The sequence below is a fragment of the Belliella kenyensis genome (assembly GCF_022549675.1).
GTDB classification, from domain to species: Bacteria; Bacteroidota; Bacteroidia; order Cytophagales; family Cyclobacteriaceae; genus Belliella; species Belliella kenyensis.
Window position 1 is genome coordinate 36635 of the sequence record NZ_JAKZGR010000007.1, and the last position, 17113, is coordinate 53747.

Sequence of the window (17113 nt, forward strand, 5' to 3'; positions counted from 1 at the left end):
ACTTGGTGCTTCTTCAAAAAAGAATCTACTTAATTTGTCAGCTCACATGGGTATTAAAAACCAGGCCTTTCTTAAGTAAATTATGAAGTTTGTTGATTCAAAATATTGCTAAAAATCATCAACCTAACCCTTGATGAACAGCTTGCAACAAATAGCCGCAGAGCAAGGCACCATAGGTCCCTACAGCATAACCTAATACAGCCATCAAAACCCCTACTGGCGCAAGTGCTGGATTGAAAGCAGAAGCTACAATGGGTGCAGAGGCTGCTCCGCCAACATTCGCTTGTGAACCCACAGCAACAAAAAAGAAGGGTGCTTTGATAAGATAAGCTACAAGTAACATAATCAAAACATGAAATATCATCCAAATTATCCCTATCAAAAAGAAAAGTGGATTATCAAAAATTGCCTTGAGATCCATTTGCATTCCTATAGTCGCTACCAAAACGTATAACATCACCGAACCCAAACGCGATGCTCCTGCTCCTTCAAGTGCCCTAGCCTTGGTAAAGGACAAAATTAAGCCTCCTGTAGTAGCCAATACCACTATCCAGAAGAAGGTAGAATCCAATGAATAATCACTTAATGCTGGATAGTGCTGCCCAATATAAGGAGCTACTATATCAGCTATAAAATGAGCCATTGCTGTGATTCCAAAACCTATTCCTAAGATTTTCATCGTATCTGCCATTGTTGGAATTTTCAAAATACCGGCTCTATATTTCTCTACTTTTTGTTGAAGTTCGATTATTGCCGAACTGTCCGCTTTGAATAGTCTATCTATTCTATCGGGCTTTGCTGCCCAATATAACAACACAGCCATCCAAACATTCGCCACCAAAACATCTACTGCAATCATTTGTGAAAACAAGGACGGGCTCGCTCCAAATACTTCAAGCATTGCTGTTTGATTTGCTCCACCTCCTATCCAGCTCCCTGCTATGGTTGATAAGCCCCTCCATATTTCGTCTGGCCCAACTCCTCCTAAGATATCTGGGTATATCACCGAAATGACAAATAGAGCCATCGGTCCACCAAGAACAATCCCCAGCGTTCCAGCCAAAAACATGATCAATGCCTTGGGACCTAATTTTATGATTCCTTTAAAATCAATGCTCAAAGTCAATAACACCAAAGAAGTTGGCAGCAGGTACCTTGAGGCCATAAAATAAAGCTTTGAATATTCTCCCGAAATCAGTCCAAGGGAATTGAGTATCGCCGGAATAAAATAACATAACAATATCGAAGGAACTATCCTGTAAAACTTCACCCAAAATGCTTGCTTGCTCGAAGATGTGGAGAATACTAAAGCTAATATGGTCACTAAAATACCAAAAACTACTGCATCATTGGTCAAGAATGGTGTCTCTTCTGTCATTATAAATTGGGCTATTTGAAATACATAAATACACCAAATGCCCGAAAAAATCAAACTTTTACTTTTTCCCAAAGAAACATAAACTCTCCAAGCATCATCGCAGTAGCTCCCCACACCATTTCACTATCAATATCAAAATAAGGTGCTTGAAGCTTGAAATTTCCTTTTACCACTACCTCACCTTCTTTCCTGATTTCCTTATCAATAAGGTGATTTACTTGACATGGTATAATCCTTTCTACTTCGTAAGGATCAGGTATAAAATTTGGTTTTTCGGTTGTAAATCCAATATATGGTCTTACCAAAAAATTACTCGGAGGTATAAATAGGTCTGATAAGTTACCTATCAGCTCTACATTTGCAGCATTCACTCCAATCTCTTCCTCAGCCTCTCTAAGGGCAGTAAAACTCAAGTCTGAGTCAGTTTCGTCTTGCTTCCCTCCTGGTAGTGCCACCTGACCACCATGAGGACCATCATAACTAGGTCTTTTGATAAATGGAACAAAAGCCTGATTATCATCTGGATAAAACAGTATTAAAACAGCACCTTTTCTTACGTTATCAGGTACTAGACTTCCAAACCGAGACTCATCCACAGGTTTAGGAGACATCATCAATTGCCCCATCTTTCCAGGAAGAGGATTTTTCATCATCTTTTGAACCCTTTCTATCACTAAATCAAATTCCATTTGATTGTTTTTCTACTGAAAATCTTTTGGTTAAAAATCCCTCACGAGTATAACTGCTAGTGGTAAGACTTGTTTCATACTGATAAATCAATTGGCCTTCGGGATAGATAATCCAAGCTTTAGGTGATACACCTGTCTCACTCTCAAAGTGACCTACTACCAAGAGTGCTTCTGAATTCAACCAAACAGCATCTTCAAATGCACCAGATGGCCCTATAAAAAGAAGCCTTTCCCGCATACCATCCGAGCGAAAATAGGTAACCTCAGAATCTGGATTAAAATATGGCTTGCCTTCCTCAGGAAATGTGATTTTATAGCTATATATATCTACAGTACCCTTACCTTCAGGATGATATTTCAAAAATGGAAAAAATGGATTACCCTGTGTGATAAAGTTTTCTTCTGGCCTTTCTATAGTTTCAATCGTATCAATCCTGGACAGCTTAAATTCACCCAAATTAAAATCAGGCATTTGAAGTTTCCAATGGGCTGTCCAATCTGTCAACTGTTGAAATCCACTCGTCAACAACTGCTCTTCCTCAGGTAAATTTCCACCGATTGATATAGAATCAGTGTAACTATCCTCCTTGCTTCCACCGCAAGACCATAGAATTACCTGAAAACATGCTAACAGTAAAATTTGAGTTATTTGAATTTGGCGCATATAAATATCAACAATAAGATTACGAAAAAAGTGTAAATTCCGCAGAAATCAAAAAAGGTTTGGACATTGCCCAAACCTTTTTTATCTCTCAAACCTATTAAACCTATTGTAGATATTCAGTATGTGAATAACATGGCTGAAAGGTAGAAAATGTTTTTTTATTGTACAAGCAATCGATTGCGAAAATTTTATTTTGCGTGTAAAAATAGTTTAATTCGTCAAAAAATCTGTCAAATGGACAAAATCAATCCAAGAAAATATGGTCTAAAACTACTTGTGATTTTTTCAATAAAAAATTCAAATCATCATCACGCCCTTCATCAATCATAACTTCCTTTGGTAAAAGAGAAGTAGAGCACAAGTAAAATTTATCCTGAAAGAAAATATGCTTATTATTAGGATAAAATTTTCTATTATATCAAATTTGATTGAACGCTCTTTTGCCAATAATATCAATGCATTGCCAAAATCGGTTGAATTTGGTCTATATCCATGAATCATTTGGCAGCATCAAATCAAAACAAAGTAAATTCGATATTTTCAATAATTTACTGAATAAGTTGCATATACAAATAAGATCAAATTACAAAGTATGTATTTCTGGTTTCATACAAGAAGAAGTAATTCCTTCAAATAATAGATTACTTCAGAAATAGTATCAACTAGTAACTTGTCCGTCTAGGTGGGTCCAGTATCAATTAATATCTGGACCTTGAAAACTCCATATATGACTTGGTCACTTGTATCTATGCGGATATACATGTCATAAAATTACCTAGTTGATCAACTTGGAGTATTATTTATATTATTGCATTTTTACGAGACTTAAAGCTTATGAATACTAATCAAGAAGTAAACTTTTCTACTGAAACTGTTAACAACATAACGGAAGGATTTGATCATTACATCAATGAGTTTAAAAAACTCACAATCCTAGCCCCAGAATATTTCAAAACAAGAAACTGGAGGGAAATGCAAGCCAATCATCGAAAAAGGCTGAGATTATACAAAGACTTAGTAAAATCTTGCTGCGATTCAATAGATGTGCTAAAGGCAAATAAAGGAGAGAATAGAGCTTTTTGGGTAGAGGTGAAAAATCAATACACACAAGCCATAAAAAATCGACAAGACAGAGAACTTGCTGAAACATTCTACAATTCGGTCATACGGAAATCCATACATCAATTGGCCGTAGATGAGGAATTAATGTATGTACATGAAGGATATGATGCTTGCGATCTACATCCAAATGAAAACCTTTACTATAGCTATCCTTCGACATGGGGATTACAAAAGATTATAAGACAAATAGTTCAAGACTTTGATTTTGGAGTTCCCTATTACAATAAAGAAGAAGATATTCAGCTACTTGTCAGGGCGGTAAGGGAAGTCATCTTGAGTCGGTATGAGACCACCAAAGATACCGTGACTCAAGTTTTAAAAAGTGTTTTCTATAGAAACAAAGCTGCTTACCTCATTGGGCGTACCAGAGTTGGAGAAAAATGGATGCCATTTATTATTCCTTTTCTGCATAGTGAAAATGGAATATATGTAGATACCCTAATTTTTGACCCTAAAATCATGGCTCATATGTTTAGCTTTAGTAGGTCTTACTTTATGGTTGAGGTGGATATACCTTCTCAAATGGTTTCATTTTTGAATGCAGTCATCAGTCACAAGCAGATACATGAACTATATAATGCCATTGGATTCAATAAGCATGGGAAAACAGAATTTTATCGGGATTTTTTGCTTCATATGGAAGAAAGTAGCGACCAATTTGAAATAGCAGAAGGTATCAAAGGTATGGTGATGACTGTATTCACCCTACCAAGCTACAATATTGTATTCAAACTGATAAAGGATCATTTTGAGCCACCCAAAGATATGACAAGACAAGAAGTAAAGGAAAAATACAAACTTGTCTCCTTGCACGATAGAGTTGGCAGAATGGCAGATACACATGAGTTTGAGTATTTTTCACTTCCTTTGAATCGAATAAGCCCAGAGCTTATTCAAGAATTGAAAAACACAGTCAATTCCTTGTTGATTTTCAAAGAAGAAAAGCTTATCATCAAGCACTTGTACACTGAGCGTAAAATGACTCCACTCAATATATTTTTAGAATCTTGCGATCATGAAGATGCTAAATTTGCCGTGGAAGATTACGGGAATAGCATCCTGCAACTAGCGCAAGCCAATATTTTCCCAGGCGATATGATGACAAAAAACTTTGGTGTAACGCGTCAAAAAAGGGTGATCTTTTATGATTATGATGAAATAGAGTTTCTCACTGATATGAACTTTCGCTGGAAGCCAAAACCAGAAAACTATGAGCAAATTTACGCTTCATCACCATGGTACGATATCGCTAGAAATGACATTTTCCCAGTAGATTTCAAAAGATTCATGATCGGAAGAAAAGACGTAAAAGATCATTTCTTACAATATCATAAGGACTTGTTTGATCCCAATCATTGGAAAAACATTCAACATAGAATCACTAAGGGTGAATTATTGCATGCATTCCCATATCCAAAAGAGATCAGGTTTCGGCCTTCACTCACTGCTTAGTCTGGATTATTCCTACTTGAACCCTATTTATAGAAATTTGAAATCTTCATAACCATACTTTAGAATGGATACCCAATCGCAAAATTAAATATCAAATTTTCTCTTCTCCAGTCTCCACTTCTGATATCGAAGGTATTTCCCCATCTTTCATTTTCGGGCAAATAAGGTACTCTAAGTGGAGTAGCTAAATCAAATCTAATCACAAAAAACTCAATATCTATTCTCATACCAAAACCTGCTCCCACAGCAAGTTCAGACCACCAATCCGAAGTAAACTTCCCACCTGGCAGTGCCTCATTATCATTCATCAACCAAACATTCCCTGCATCCATAAATAGTGCCCCCTTGACCACAGACACGATAGGAAACCTGTATTCGATATTTCCTTCAAACCTTATATCTCCAGCTTGATCAAAAAATGCTCCAATACCAGTGTTCTCTGGCCTGTATGTCCCAGGTCCCAAGGATCTAATTCGAAACGCCCTGACACTGTTTGGACCACCTGCAAAAAATTGTTTTACGAATGGAAGAGATTCCGAATTCCCATAAGGTAATCCTACGCCTCCAAACAATCTCGTAGCAATGGTATGTTCTTCATTCATTCTAAAGTAATATCTAAGATCAACATCGCCTCTAGAATACTGCGCATAATTCAATCCTAAAAATTTACCCTCTTCCCATCCTGCTATTGAATTGGCTAGACCAAGGGCATTGCCTGCAAAATCCAAAGTAGTCCCAATAAAGACTCCATGAGTTCTGAACCTACCGGAAAGTTTATCATAGTTGAAGGTATAGTTGATACCTGCAATGAATTGCTGCTCAAAACTTCTTCTCAAAAATGGATTGCTATCAAGAATCTCTTCAAATTCTGGAGATGTTCGAGTAAGGTTCACTACATTCAAACTGATTGGATTTATCTCATGAAACACAAATCGGTTGGCATTCCAGAAATAACCATAATTTGCAGAGAAGGTATTTAACCTATATAGACCTCCTCTACTTTGATACTCAGTCCCTAAGCTCATCTTTGTCTTTGGTACCGAATAGCTAAACTTCTCCTTGATCGGCACAAAGAAAATAACCCTTGGATAAACCAAATCCGCTTTGAGTCCTAACTCAATGGAATTAAGACCTGACAAGTCTCCTCCTGCAATTTGTGTTTCAAATCCAAATTTACCTGTAAGACTCAGCGTCTCACCCCCTTTGAATAAGTTTCTATTTCTATACACGAGATTCAGGGCAGGACCCGCAAAATTATTGGATTTCGACACCCCCTGAAGCTCTGCTCTAATAGACCTCTTGGTAAGTGGTGAAAGGTATATGTTAGCTTCAAGGTTACCATGTGTCACACTGTCTTCTAACTCTTCATACCTTAAATTTACAAATCGGTAAGTACCTATGGAGCTCAGCCTATTACTCGTTAGTCTAGATCTTAGTGGGCTATATCTATCCTCTTTTTCCAAAAGGATATATTGTTCTAGGAGGTTCGGTTTGAACACCAAATTCCCTTGAATAAAATCCTTACCATCTACTACTACAGTATCCAGCTTATTTTCATCCTCTGTCACAGAGTAATTAGGAAAAATCTTTATTTTTTGGACTTTATAGGGAATAATGCCATTCTCTGGTGCATTTTTCCTAAACCTCAAAAATAAGTCAAACTCACGCTTGTCTGTGACGTTGGTGTCTGCTTCAAATATCAAGTAATTAGGATTAAAATTATAGTACCCCTTGTTTTTCAATGATTCATCCAGTCTTTCTCTTTCCTCATTTAGCTTGGACAGGTTGAATCTAGTTCCAGGAAGAAGCTCACTTTCTTCCATAAGTTTTATGATCTCTTTGTCCACTTCCAAAGAATCTCTATCAATCTTCAATTCTCTAAGTACATAAGGCTCACTTAAGGTGGCTTGATAACTTACAGAGGTAAATTTTCCATTCCTTTTTACCTCAGAGGAAGTCTCAGCAAAGAAAAACCCGTTATTTTCTAATCTATTGAGCATCAATTCCTCGGTGGTCTGGGGATTCACACGACTGAAGTATACTGGCTCTTCTCCAAATCTCTTTTTCAAAAATCTATTGATAAATCCAGGCTTTTCCTTACTCCCCTTATAATGTGCCCATAGGCCAAAGTACATCCCCAGAAACTTACTATTGGGACTTGGGCGAAACAATCCCTCTAGTTCCCTTTGGATTCCTTTGAGATCATCTATTTTCTCCTCTGTCTCAATTTCCAATTCAGAGCCAGTGTACAAACTCTCGTCTTCTGGAATGTATTTTTTCACACTACATGAATATAGCATCAATACACTTAAAATTAAGCCTACTAAAAATTGATTAATCCTCATTTTTCTCCCTTTTCAAAGTTTCGGAATTGCCTTGATTACTAGTTTTCTCATTCTCAACTTCCTCATTTTCTTCCTCTTCCTTTTTTTCAGCTTCCTGGGTCTCATTCTTCTTTTTCTCCTCCTCATCCTCTTCTTCCTTTCTTTCTATGCTATCTATTGGATTTGTACGATTCTCAGAAGCATCTACCCCTTTCCAAAGTTCAAAGAACTCGTTGAACTCCCTATTGAATATCAAACCAAAACCAGTAACTATCAACTGTCCATCTATAATGCTTTCAAACTGATTTTTTCTAAATGCTCTAACCCTGTAGCGCCCATTTTCTGTAAGCATATATTCTAAGCTCACATTTCCAAGTACAGCATTGGCTTGGTCTGGATTCTGTGAACTTCCTTCTATATCCATCTGACTTCCTACTTGCACGATCAGCCTATCATCGAAGAATCGTTTCCTTGCATTGACATTGAGTTGGGTCCTGTCTTGACCTGTTCCACTCTGGAAATCAGTAAAGCTATCCAAGTCAAAATCAAGTTCAAGTCCACTATTTCCAAAAATATTACTAGATAAGGCATTGAGCTGACCAGAAAGGACTTGACTGACACTACTTCTGGCAATAGCAGAAGTTCCTCCCCCAGATCCATCACTCCCTTGTGAAGGAAAGAACCTATTGAGTACCAATAGTGAAAATACCTGTTTGTTTAACTCGTCTTCTTGATCATTGACTTGTAGTACCCTACTGTAGACATTCCCGCCCAAAGCTCCCCGCTGATCTTCTGGCATATCTAGTCTGAAAGAAATTTCTGGTCTGAGTAGCTCACCATCTACATTGAGATATACCATAAATGGCAATTCTTGCTGATATTGCACCCTCGCATCCGCACTAGTGCCACTTATCTGAGAAGCCATCAATTCCGAGGATGCAGTCCTTACATTATAGATAGCCGATATGCTCAGATTGGCATCCATTGGATCACCATTCCAAGATATGGTACTGCCTTCTGCTATTTCGAATCTCCTACTTACCAAATTGTAAAGTGACATTTCATAATGCCCTTTGGTCAATTCATAAGTTCCGCTCAGCGTAATCCTTCCATTCGGATTAATCTCCATATTCAAATCTGCTTGACCTGATACGCTTAAGTTATCTCCTGATCGCTCATCTACGATTGCTTTAAAAACAGCATTTGGATCTACTTTCAGTACTGCCCTGATGTCATAACCTGTAAATGCATTGATAGACTCATCCGTCTGTCGAGTCAAAATATCAAACGGATCTTGACGATTGACAAAGATCACTGTACCATCTCGCTTTACCATGTCCAATTGAGATTCTGGTATGATCACATTGAAATCTGTTCCATCTTTAACTTTCAAATCTGCTGTAACTCTAGGAAGATTCAAATCTCCACGAATAGACACATCTGCGTCAATGATAGCAGTACCGAAAAAAAGATCATTATCATCTCTCGTAGAACTAACAGCTCTAAAATTCTTAGCAACTAGCTTCATATCGAAGCTCGGATTGGTTAGATCATCTGTCAAAATTGAACCATCGATGATAAAGCTCTGGTTATCAGCATCTCTAATGGTAAACTTATCCAGTTTGACACCTTGATTATCAACAGATAGTCTTTCATTGGACAAAGTGTATTTAGCATTCAACTGTGAAACAACAAATGAAGCATCATCAAACACTAAATCTCCTTTATAATTAGGCTCAGAAGTACTACCTGATGCATTTACTTTTCCTTTCAGTTGACCTGCGGCATCTCTTAGCTCTCCACCAGACAAGTCCGCCACAACTCCCATTTCTATTTTATTGATATCCAAATCCAAATCAAATGTAGCTCCTGCCTCATCTGCCATAAAATTACCAGTCAAATCCAAATCAATACCTCCGTCCTTGAGCGCAAGTTTTAATACATATTCACCTAGATTTTCAGCCTCTGCATCTAAACTTAGGTTTCCTAAGGGTACATTCAAGGCTTTTAAATCTTGAATCTTCAACTCAGCTAAGAATCCCAATGCACCAAAAGGATTTTCGACGATCAATTGACCATTCAAAAGTCCTCCAGCAATCAATTCCTCGGGGTTCAACAAGCTCGTAAAAGTCTCTAGCCTAAACTCACTGAATTCTAAAGCAATGTGCTCCTCTGCTACATTGCCCACATCATCTCTGATGCTTAGGGATTGATTATTTCTGGTGAATTTAAAATCTTGAAAATGAATGTAATTTGAAGCTAATAAAATCTCATTATTCTCCGGAATATTCCAATCTCTCTTATTGAGTAGTAATGCTTCAGGTGAAATATGTATACTTAATGTATCCCCAAACAATCCAATATCCGAAGCCACGTGAACCATTCTCTCATCACCATCAAAGGAATTGAAATCAAAATAAAGCCTAGAATCCTCTAATTCTCCAGTAAAGTAAGTTTTACCCATATCCAGGGGACCAGTGTTCAGTTTTAAAAACCCAAATGCTAGATCAAGATCTTCGACATCTGCTTTGATTCTCAAACCTAGGCTGTCTAATTCTATACCTCCGTATTTTAAATACGGAAAGTCTAGTCTTGTGGTCAATAATGCCGCCTGAAGATCAAAATCAATTTGCAATGTTGCTGTATCTAGCTTTTCTAGTGCAGGCAAAAGGACTTGATTCAAAATTGGTGCTTGATTGATCTTCAAATTTAAATTCATCTTCACATCCTCACCCATCAAATTCTCCAAAGTATCCTGAGTGTCTATATAAGTCCTCAAGTGATGAGTAATGGATTCAATAAGTACATCTGGCGATGCATTTGACTTCATCTCCCCATTCAGCATCAAGCTTTTGATGCTAAAATTGGTCTCATCTTCACGTATCTTTGCATCTATATCAAATCTCCCCAAAGGATACGTTCTTTGATCAAAAACCACAAGCGCATCTGTCATTCTGGTCTTCAAATCAAAGGACTTTTCATTGCCTTCAAAATGCGCCTCGAAAAGCAGCTTTGCTCTTGTATCTTGTGGAGTAAAACCTAAAGCAAACAAGTCTGCACCTTGAAGATCCAGTTTCAACTCAATATCATAGTTTACTGTATCTAAAGCTAACTTAGTCAAAAGTTCAAATTTCAAATCATCAGCATCAAGTGCCATTTTCACATCTCCATTTCCATCTACCAGCTCTCCCGAAAGCTCCAAACCTGAGTAATCATTGCCGTTCAATTTCAATCTTTCAAAATTAGAAGTGAGACTGGCATTCAGGCTAGATATATCAGCACCTTCCCCCACTGCTTCTAGACTAAATGTAAGTGTGTCAAGTGAAGGGTTCTTGAGTAAATTACCAAGCTGAAATTCGTTTACTTTCAATTCTATATCAAAAGACATGCTTCCAGAATCCTTGTATTTAGCTAATAGATCCAAATTTCCAAGGTCTGATTCAAGTTTTATCTCCGATAGCAAGTCCTCGAGTTTACCCTTGGCCCTGGCTTCTATGTGTACCTTTTCAGGCAATTGATAGCTTTCTCTTTGAGCCTCTGAAAGAAACTTCCCAATCGTAGCTCCACTTGCCTCTAGGTTCACATCTGGAAAATCAAAATAAAGCTGATCCGTATCTAGAACATTCCTCAATGATCCCTTCGCTGTAATCTTTGCATCCGACCAAGAGGTTTGAAAATCACTCACCCTAACTGCGGACATATCTCCCTTGACACTGGCTCTTGCCAAAATGGGGTTTGAGCTTATTTGTTTTATCATCTGATCTTTGGCCAAATCTGGCTCAAAGTAAAAAGCATCTCTCAAATCCGCACTAAGCCGATTTAGCTTCAAATTCATATTAACCAACTCTGGTCTCTCAATAAGCTGATCAATAGATGCATAAGATAAATCCACAGATGCCCTGAGTTCGCTACGATTTGTATTGAGCTTTAAATCATCTACTTCAATTCTATTATCATCAAGCTTGACACCAAAAGCAAATTGCTGCAATTCAAACCCTCCAGCTTCTTGAAAATTGAAGTTTCTTAACTTCAATTTTGCAGATTTGTCAGCAAGAGCCACATTGGAAATATTCAAATTTAAGTCTTTAAATTCCATGGATTCAGGATTGAAAAACCCTTTGCGAGGTGATACATCTTTGGTTTTGAATATCAAATTTATATTTTCCAAATCAACATATCCCACTTCCACGAACCATTCGGGCCATTCAAAACTTGAAGCCTCATTTTGCTGATCTGAAGTTTTGGTGTTGGCAAAGGTCTGTGGAGAAAAATCTTGATATGCTATATCAGACTTTTTCAAGTCAAGACTATTTAAAATCACCTTTTGACCTTCAAGATCAAATTCAGGCATGCTTACCTCTAGCGACCCAAGGTTCACAGAGGCCTTTTGCTGATTGACTTGGTCATGGTATAGTATATCAATTTCTTCAATCTTGAGCTTTTTCAATGCTATAAGAAGTGGGATTGATGTAGAAGATTCTTCCTCTTCCTTCTCCTCAGAGGATTTTGATTGGATGTAGCTTACCTTGCTCTTGACCAAAGAGACTTCATTGATATCAAATTCAAATTTATCTAGATCTAAATGAGGAACATCAATCAATAACTCCTCAAAACTGAGAAAAGCCATCATACCTCCTTCCACATCTTCATACTTCAATTCAAAATCCTTGAGCTTCACAGGAGCAATGCTAACTTTGAGTGGTTCTGATGTTTCTTCATCGGCTTGTATTTCTGTATCATCCACACTTGTAGAAGTAGTATCTTGTGGTGATACAAAAGCGTCTATGATAAATTGATAATTGAAATTTCCCTCGCCTTCTTCTCGGTAGACGTTTGCCTTTAAGCCTTCCCAATCTAGCTTGGTAATATCAATTTCGCCAGTCCTTAGGAATTTCACTAAGCCGAAACCTACCTCCAGATTTTTTGAATAGAGTAAAGTATCAGCTTCCAAATCCTCTAGATATAATCCTTCCAAGTAAACATTTCCTTGAAATGTTACAAAAAGTCTATTTATTGAAATTTCAGTCCCCGTTTTACCAGAGACATATGCTGTAGCTTTGTTCACTATGATACCTTGTCCCCAAGGACTTCGTATAAAAAGTATCAAAACTGCCAATAAAAGCAGTAGAACGGTTATTGCAATACCTGCAATTTTTAAAAACCTATATAAAAAGCGTTTGATATTTATCTATGTTTAGGTGAATTTCAAATATAACAGTTTCAAGAATTATTTAAGCAAATCAAGAGCCATTTCGTAAAGACTTCAAAATAAATACGACACAATAGCCTGTCATTTTGTCGGTATTTTCTTAATTTCGCAACTTCAAAATGAAGTAGCATATGGAAAATATCATCAAGGACATAGATATCATCTCAGCGGAAGAAGCACAGGCATGTGATTTTAAGACTACTGGAGATGAAAACACAGGAAAATCGAAAAAGTTATACATCGAGTCATATGGTTGTCAGATGAATTTCTCGGACTCCGAGATTGTAGCTTCTATTATGAAAGATAATGGATTCGACACTACTTCGGATTTTGAACAAGCTGATGTGATTTTCTTAAACACCTGCTCTATAAGAGAAAAAGCAGAAATTACCGTTCGTAAAAGGCTATCTCAATTCAATGCCATCAAAAAGCATAAACCTGAGATGACGATTGGAGTACTGGGTTGCATGGCAGAAAGATTGAAAGAAAAACTCCTTGAAGAAGAACAAATCGTAGATGTAGTGGTAGGCCCAGATGCTTACAGAGATCTACCAAACTTAGTAGCTACTGCTGAAGAAGGCAATAAAGGAGTCAATACTTTCTTATCAAGAGAAGAAACTTATGCAGACATCTCTCCTGTCAGACTGAATTCCAACGGAGTAAGTGCATTTATCTCCATAATGAGAGGCTGCGACAACATGTGCTCGTTCTGTGTAGTGCCATTTACAAGAGGAAGAGAAAGAAGTAGAGATCCACACTCTATCGTGAAAGAAGCACAGGAACTATTTGACAAAGGCTTCAAAGAAGTAACACTACTCGGTCAAAACGTAGATTCTTATAAATGGTCTCCTGAGGAAAACAACAAGGCAAGGCTCAACAAGAAAAGTGATGCTAGCGAGATCGTAAATTTTGCAAATCTACTAGAAATGGTTGCTCTAATAGATCCAAAACTCAGGGTCAGATTTTCCACTTCCCATCCAAAAGACATTACAGATGAAGTACTTTATACCATGAAAAAGTACGATAACATCTGTAAATACATCCACCTTCCTGTCCAAAGTGGCAACTCAAGAGTACTTGAACTCATGAACCGCACTTATGACAGAGAATGGTATATCGAAAGAGTTTCAAAAATCAGAGAAATACTAGGTGAAGAATGTGGTATTTCTTCTGATATGATTGCAGGGTTCTGTACAGAAACAGAAGAAGAGCATCAGGACACTTTGAACATTATGGATATTGTAAAATACGATTTTTCATACATGTTTTACTATTCAGAAAGACCCGGAACTTTGGCTGCCAAAAAATTCAAAGATGACATTCCTTTGGATATCAAAAAGAGAAGGCTCAATGAGATCATCGATAAGCAAAACAAACTATCAGATGAGAGAAATAAAATGGATATTGGCAAAATCCAAGAAATCCTTATTGAAGGTGAGTCCAAGAGATCTTCCGATCAACTTAAAGGCAGAAACACTGCTAATAAGGTTGTCATCATAGATAAAGGAAACTTTCAGAAAGGCGACTATGTGACTGTTAAAATTACAGATTGCACACCAGCTACCTTGTTTGGTGAAGTAGTATCATAAATCAAAACCAGAAAAATGATCACAGCATCAGAGATACAAAGTGTAAAGCAAAGATTTGGAATCATTGGCAATAGTCCATTGCTCAATCATGCCATACAAGTAGCCATGCAAGCATCTCCAACCGACATGACTGTGCTCATCACGGGCGAAAGTGGTAGTGGTAAAGAGTCTTTTTCCAAAATCATACATTCTCTCAGTGTCAGAAAACATGGTAAATTCATTGCTATCAACTGTGGAGCAATACCAGAAGGTACGATAGATTCTGAGCTATTTGGTCATGAGAAAGGATCCTTTACAGGTGCTCATGAAGCTCGAAAAGGTTACTTTGAAGTCACAGACGGAGGATCCATATTTTTGGATGAAATCGGTGAAATGCCCCTGGGTACGCAAGCTAGACTTCTAAGGGTGTTAGAAAATGGTGAATTTATCAAAGTAGGTTCTTCGAAAGTTCAAAAAACAAATGTAAGGGTAATAGCTGCCACCAATGTCAATTTGATAAAGGCAGTAGAAAAGGGTAAGTTTAGAGAGGATCTTTACTACAGGTTGAACACCGTCCCTATCTATGTTCCGCCATTGAGAGAAAGAGGAGAAGACATGGTCCTACTTTTTAGAAAATTCACGACAGACTTTTCGGAAAAGTATAGCGTAAAACCCGTTTCGCTTGATGAAGATGCCAAGCAGCTTTTGATGAAATTTCCATTTCCTGGAAATATACGCCAGCTGAAAAATCTAGCCGAACAAATCTCCCTTCTAGAACAAGAGAGAGAAATAGATGCTGCAACTTTGGGCAGATACCTTCCCTCCGATCAGACAAGACTCCCAGCACCATACTCAGGAGCTGGATCAAGTCAAGACTCAAACAAAGATTTTTCAGAGAGAGACATCTTATATAAGGTACTCTTTGACATGAAAAAAGACATGAATGAACTAAAACAATTAGTTTTGGAAACATATCAGTCGGGAGGCCTTAGTGCTAACATCATCAACAAACATCAAAACTTATTTGAGGACCTTGATCACGCTGTCAAATTCGATGATTCTCCGCCTCAATCTTCATCCCCTGTCAATTTCCCGCTGGTAATCGATCAAGTGAAGAAAAATGAAGAACATGAATCCTATGAAGAAGAGGCCATAGAAGATATCATTCATGAAGAGGACGACAATTCATTGTCATTAGAGAAAAAGGAAAAAGAAATGATTGTAAAGGCATTGCAAAAGCATCAAAATAAAAGAAAACATGCTGCCAATGACCTTGGAATCTCCGAAAGGACGTTATATAGGAAAATCAAGCAATATGACATTGATTAGATCACTAAAGAAGAGATTGGGGGTTTTTATAATCCTTGCATTTTCTATTCAGGCTTGCTCGGTAAAGTACAGCTTTACAGGTACCAACATTGATTATAATATTACCAAAACGTTTTCAGTTGAAAACTTTTTCAATGACTCAGGCGGAGGACCAGCCAATATGGGGCAACTATTCACAGAATCATTGAAAGATTTTTATCAAAGAAATACCCAATTAGAGCTCGTTCGGAGCAATGGAGACTTACAACTCTCTGGATCTATAGTGAGGTACAATACTGCTCCTCAGGCTTCAGTTACCAGCACTGACCCCAATGTACCAGACAGAGCAGGTCAGGAGAGACTCACTATAGTCGTCGAGGTAGAGTTCATCAACCTTCAGAACGAAGAGGATAATCTCAAAAGGAGTTTTTCTTTCTTTTCAGATTATAATCCAAGAACTACTTCTTTACTTCAAGTGGAAAGTACCTTGATAGAGGAGATATTTGAGAACATCATTCAGGATATCTTCACTGCTACGGTAGCTAATTGGTAAAATTGACTATATTCGAAATCCATTAAGTAGATACAAGAAGTGAACGCAGAACAATTTCAAGAAATCGTCAAGCATGGAAATAAGCTCAACAAAGAGCAAGTCAACCAGATGATCAAGGTTCATGAAAATTTCCCCTATTTTCAAGTTCCAAATGTCCTGCTTGCCAAATATGAACACCAACATACCAAAGGAAAAGGAAACGAATTCCTACCTTGGGCAGCAATTAGCAGCCCAAACAGACAATGGTTGAAACATCTACTTGAAAATGATATCGAATTTTCAAGCCAGTCAAACTATGCAGGAAATCAGCCAACAGATCAAAAAATCCAAGAGGAAGCTGAAAAATCATTCGACTTAGTTCCTGAGCCTTCTCAGGATCCAAGCCCAAGTCAAAGAGCGAGTATTCTAAAAAAATTGGATGAAGATCTACATCAAAAGAGTCAGCAAGACCCCTCAAATGAGATACCCGAGAAAAAGGTAATAAGAAGAAAAAAAGCCAAAAGAGTCGGAACATCGGATGACCTGATCGAAACGATCAAGAAGAAAGAAAAGAAGGAAATAATAGATAGTAAGAAAAAAGAACAAATAGATATCATCAAAGCATTCAGCAAGAAAGAAATCAAGCTTGCTACAATCAAAGAGATTGAAAATGTACAAAAACAAGAAGATCTATCTGAAAATAGTACCAAACTCAATCCCAACATCATTTCAGAGGCATTTGCCAAATTACTCGTAAAGCAAGGGAAAAAAGGAAAAGCAAAGGAAATTTATAAAAAATTAATTGTGAAATTTCCAAATAAAAGCACTTACTTTGCGGACTTGATAAAAGAATTAGAAGAATAAAGT

General features: G+C 37.4%; 10 protein-coding genes. 5 read left to right on the forward strand and 5 right to left on the reverse strand.

Translation table 11 applies throughout. The features are described 5' to 3' along the window. Positions 1 to 118: 118 nt before the first annotated feature. Genes MM214_RS08825 through MM214_RS08835 form a run of 3 tightly spaced genes read right to left on the reverse strand, consistent with a single transcriptional unit; the run spans position 119 to position 2731 of the window. On the reverse strand, positions 119 to 1378 hold the full coding sequence (locus MM214_RS08825) for a DUF819 family protein (RefSeq protein WP_241294458.1): 1260 nt from the start codon (positions 1376 to 1378) through the stop codon (positions 119 to 121). Positions 1379 to 1428: 50 nt separating this feature from the next. After that, the gene (locus MM214_RS08830) at positions 1429 to 2067 is read right to left on the reverse strand and encodes an NUDIX hydrolase (RefSeq protein ID WP_241294460.1); all 639 of its coding nucleotides are present in this window, start codon (positions 2065 to 2067) and stop codon (positions 1429 to 1431) included. Next, complete coding sequence (locus MM214_RS08835; RefSeq protein ID WP_241294461.1) at positions 2057 to 2731, reverse strand: bifunctional isocitrate dehydrogenase kinase/phosphatase; 675 nt, start codon at positions 2729 to 2731, stop codon at positions 2057 to 2059. The genes MM214_RS08830 and MM214_RS08835 overlap by 11 nt, the downstream gene beginning before the upstream one ends. An 834-nt stretch (positions 2732 to 3565) precedes the next feature. Between MM214_RS08835 and aceK the strand changes: the two genes are divergently transcribed. Further along, positions 3566 to 5305: a bifunctional isocitrate dehydrogenase kinase/phosphatase gene (gene aceK / locus MM214_RS08840; RefSeq protein ID WP_241294463.1), complete on the forward strand. Its 1740-nt coding sequence runs from the start codon at positions 3566 to 3568 to the stop codon at positions 5303 to 5305. A 59-nt stretch (positions 5306 to 5364) separates the two neighbouring features. Here the strand turns inward: aceK and tamL are convergent, their stop codons facing one another. Then, complete coding sequence (gene tamL, locus MM214_RS08845) at positions 5365 to 7650, reverse strand: translocation and assembly module lipoprotein TamL (RefSeq protein WP_241294465.1); 2286 nt, start codon at positions 7648 to 7650, stop codon at positions 5365 to 5367. After that, positions 7640 to 12736: a translocation/assembly module TamB gene (locus MM214_RS08850; protein ID WP_241294466.1), complete on the reverse strand. Its 5097-nt coding sequence runs from the start codon at positions 12734 to 12736 to the stop codon at positions 7640 to 7642. The genes tamL and MM214_RS08850 overlap by 11 nt, the downstream gene beginning before the upstream one ends. A gap of 233 nt (positions 12737 to 12969) precedes the next feature. Here MM214_RS08850 and miaB point away from each other — a divergent pair, with 233 nt between their 5' ends. Genes miaB through MM214_RS08870 form a run of 4 tightly spaced genes read left to right on the forward strand, consistent with a single transcriptional unit; the run spans position 12970 to position 17110 of the window. Continuing rightward, complete coding sequence (gene miaB / locus MM214_RS08855; protein WP_241294467.1) at positions 12970 to 14427, forward strand: tRNA (N6-isopentenyl adenosine(37)-C2)-methylthiotransferase MiaB; 1458 nt, start codon at positions 12970 to 12972, stop codon at positions 14425 to 14427. Between the two features lie 15 nt (positions 14428 to 14442). Then, a complete protein-coding gene (locus MM214_RS08860) occupies positions 14443 to 15735 on the forward strand; it encodes a sigma-54 interaction domain-containing protein (RefSeq protein ID WP_241294468.1) in 1293 nt (430 codons plus the stop codon). Then, positions 15722 to 16267: an LptE family protein gene (locus MM214_RS08865; RefSeq protein WP_241294469.1), complete on the forward strand. Its 546-nt coding sequence runs from the start codon at positions 15722 to 15724 to the stop codon at positions 16265 to 16267. Before MM214_RS08860 ends, MM214_RS08865 begins: the two co-directional genes overlap by 14 nt. 39 nt (positions 16268 to 16306) lie before the next feature. After that, entirely contained in the window at positions 16307 to 17110 is an 804-nt protein-coding gene (locus tag MM214_RS08870; RefSeq protein ID WP_241294471.1) for a hypothetical protein, read from the forward strand. The last annotated feature ends 3 nt before the right edge of the window (positions 17111 to 17113 follow it).

Bases quoted from the DNA above. Each gene is read 5' to 3' on its own strand.
- MM214_RS08825 (WP_241294458.1), bottom strand. From the start codon at position 1,378: ATGACAGAAGAGACACCATTCTTGACCAATGATGCAGTAGTTTTTGGT.
- MM214_RS08830 (WP_241294460.1), bottom strand. From the start codon at position 2,067: ATGGAATTTGATTTAGTGATAGAAAGGGTTCAAAAGATGATGAAAAAT.
- MM214_RS08835 (WP_241294461.1), bottom strand. From the start codon at position 2,731: ATGCGCCAAATTCAAATAACTCAAATTTTACTGTTAGCATGTTTTCAG.
- aceK (WP_241294463.1), top strand. From the start codon at position 3,566: ATGAATACTAATCAAGAAGTAAACTTTTCTACTGAAACTGTTAACAAC.
- tamL (WP_241294465.1), bottom strand. From the start codon at position 7,650: ATGAGGATTAATCAATTTTTAGTAGGCTTAATTTTAAGTGTATTGATG.
- miaB (WP_241294467.1), top strand. From the start codon at position 12,970: ATGGAAAATATCATCAAGGACATAGATATCATCTCAGCGGAAGAAGCA.
- MM214_RS08860 (WP_241294468.1), top strand. From the start codon at position 14,443: ATGATCACAGCATCAGAGATACAAAGTGTAAAGCAAAGATTTGGAATC.
- MM214_RS08865 (WP_241294469.1), top strand. From the start codon at position 15,722: ATGACATTGATTAGATCACTAAAGAAGAGATTGGGGGTTTTTATAATC.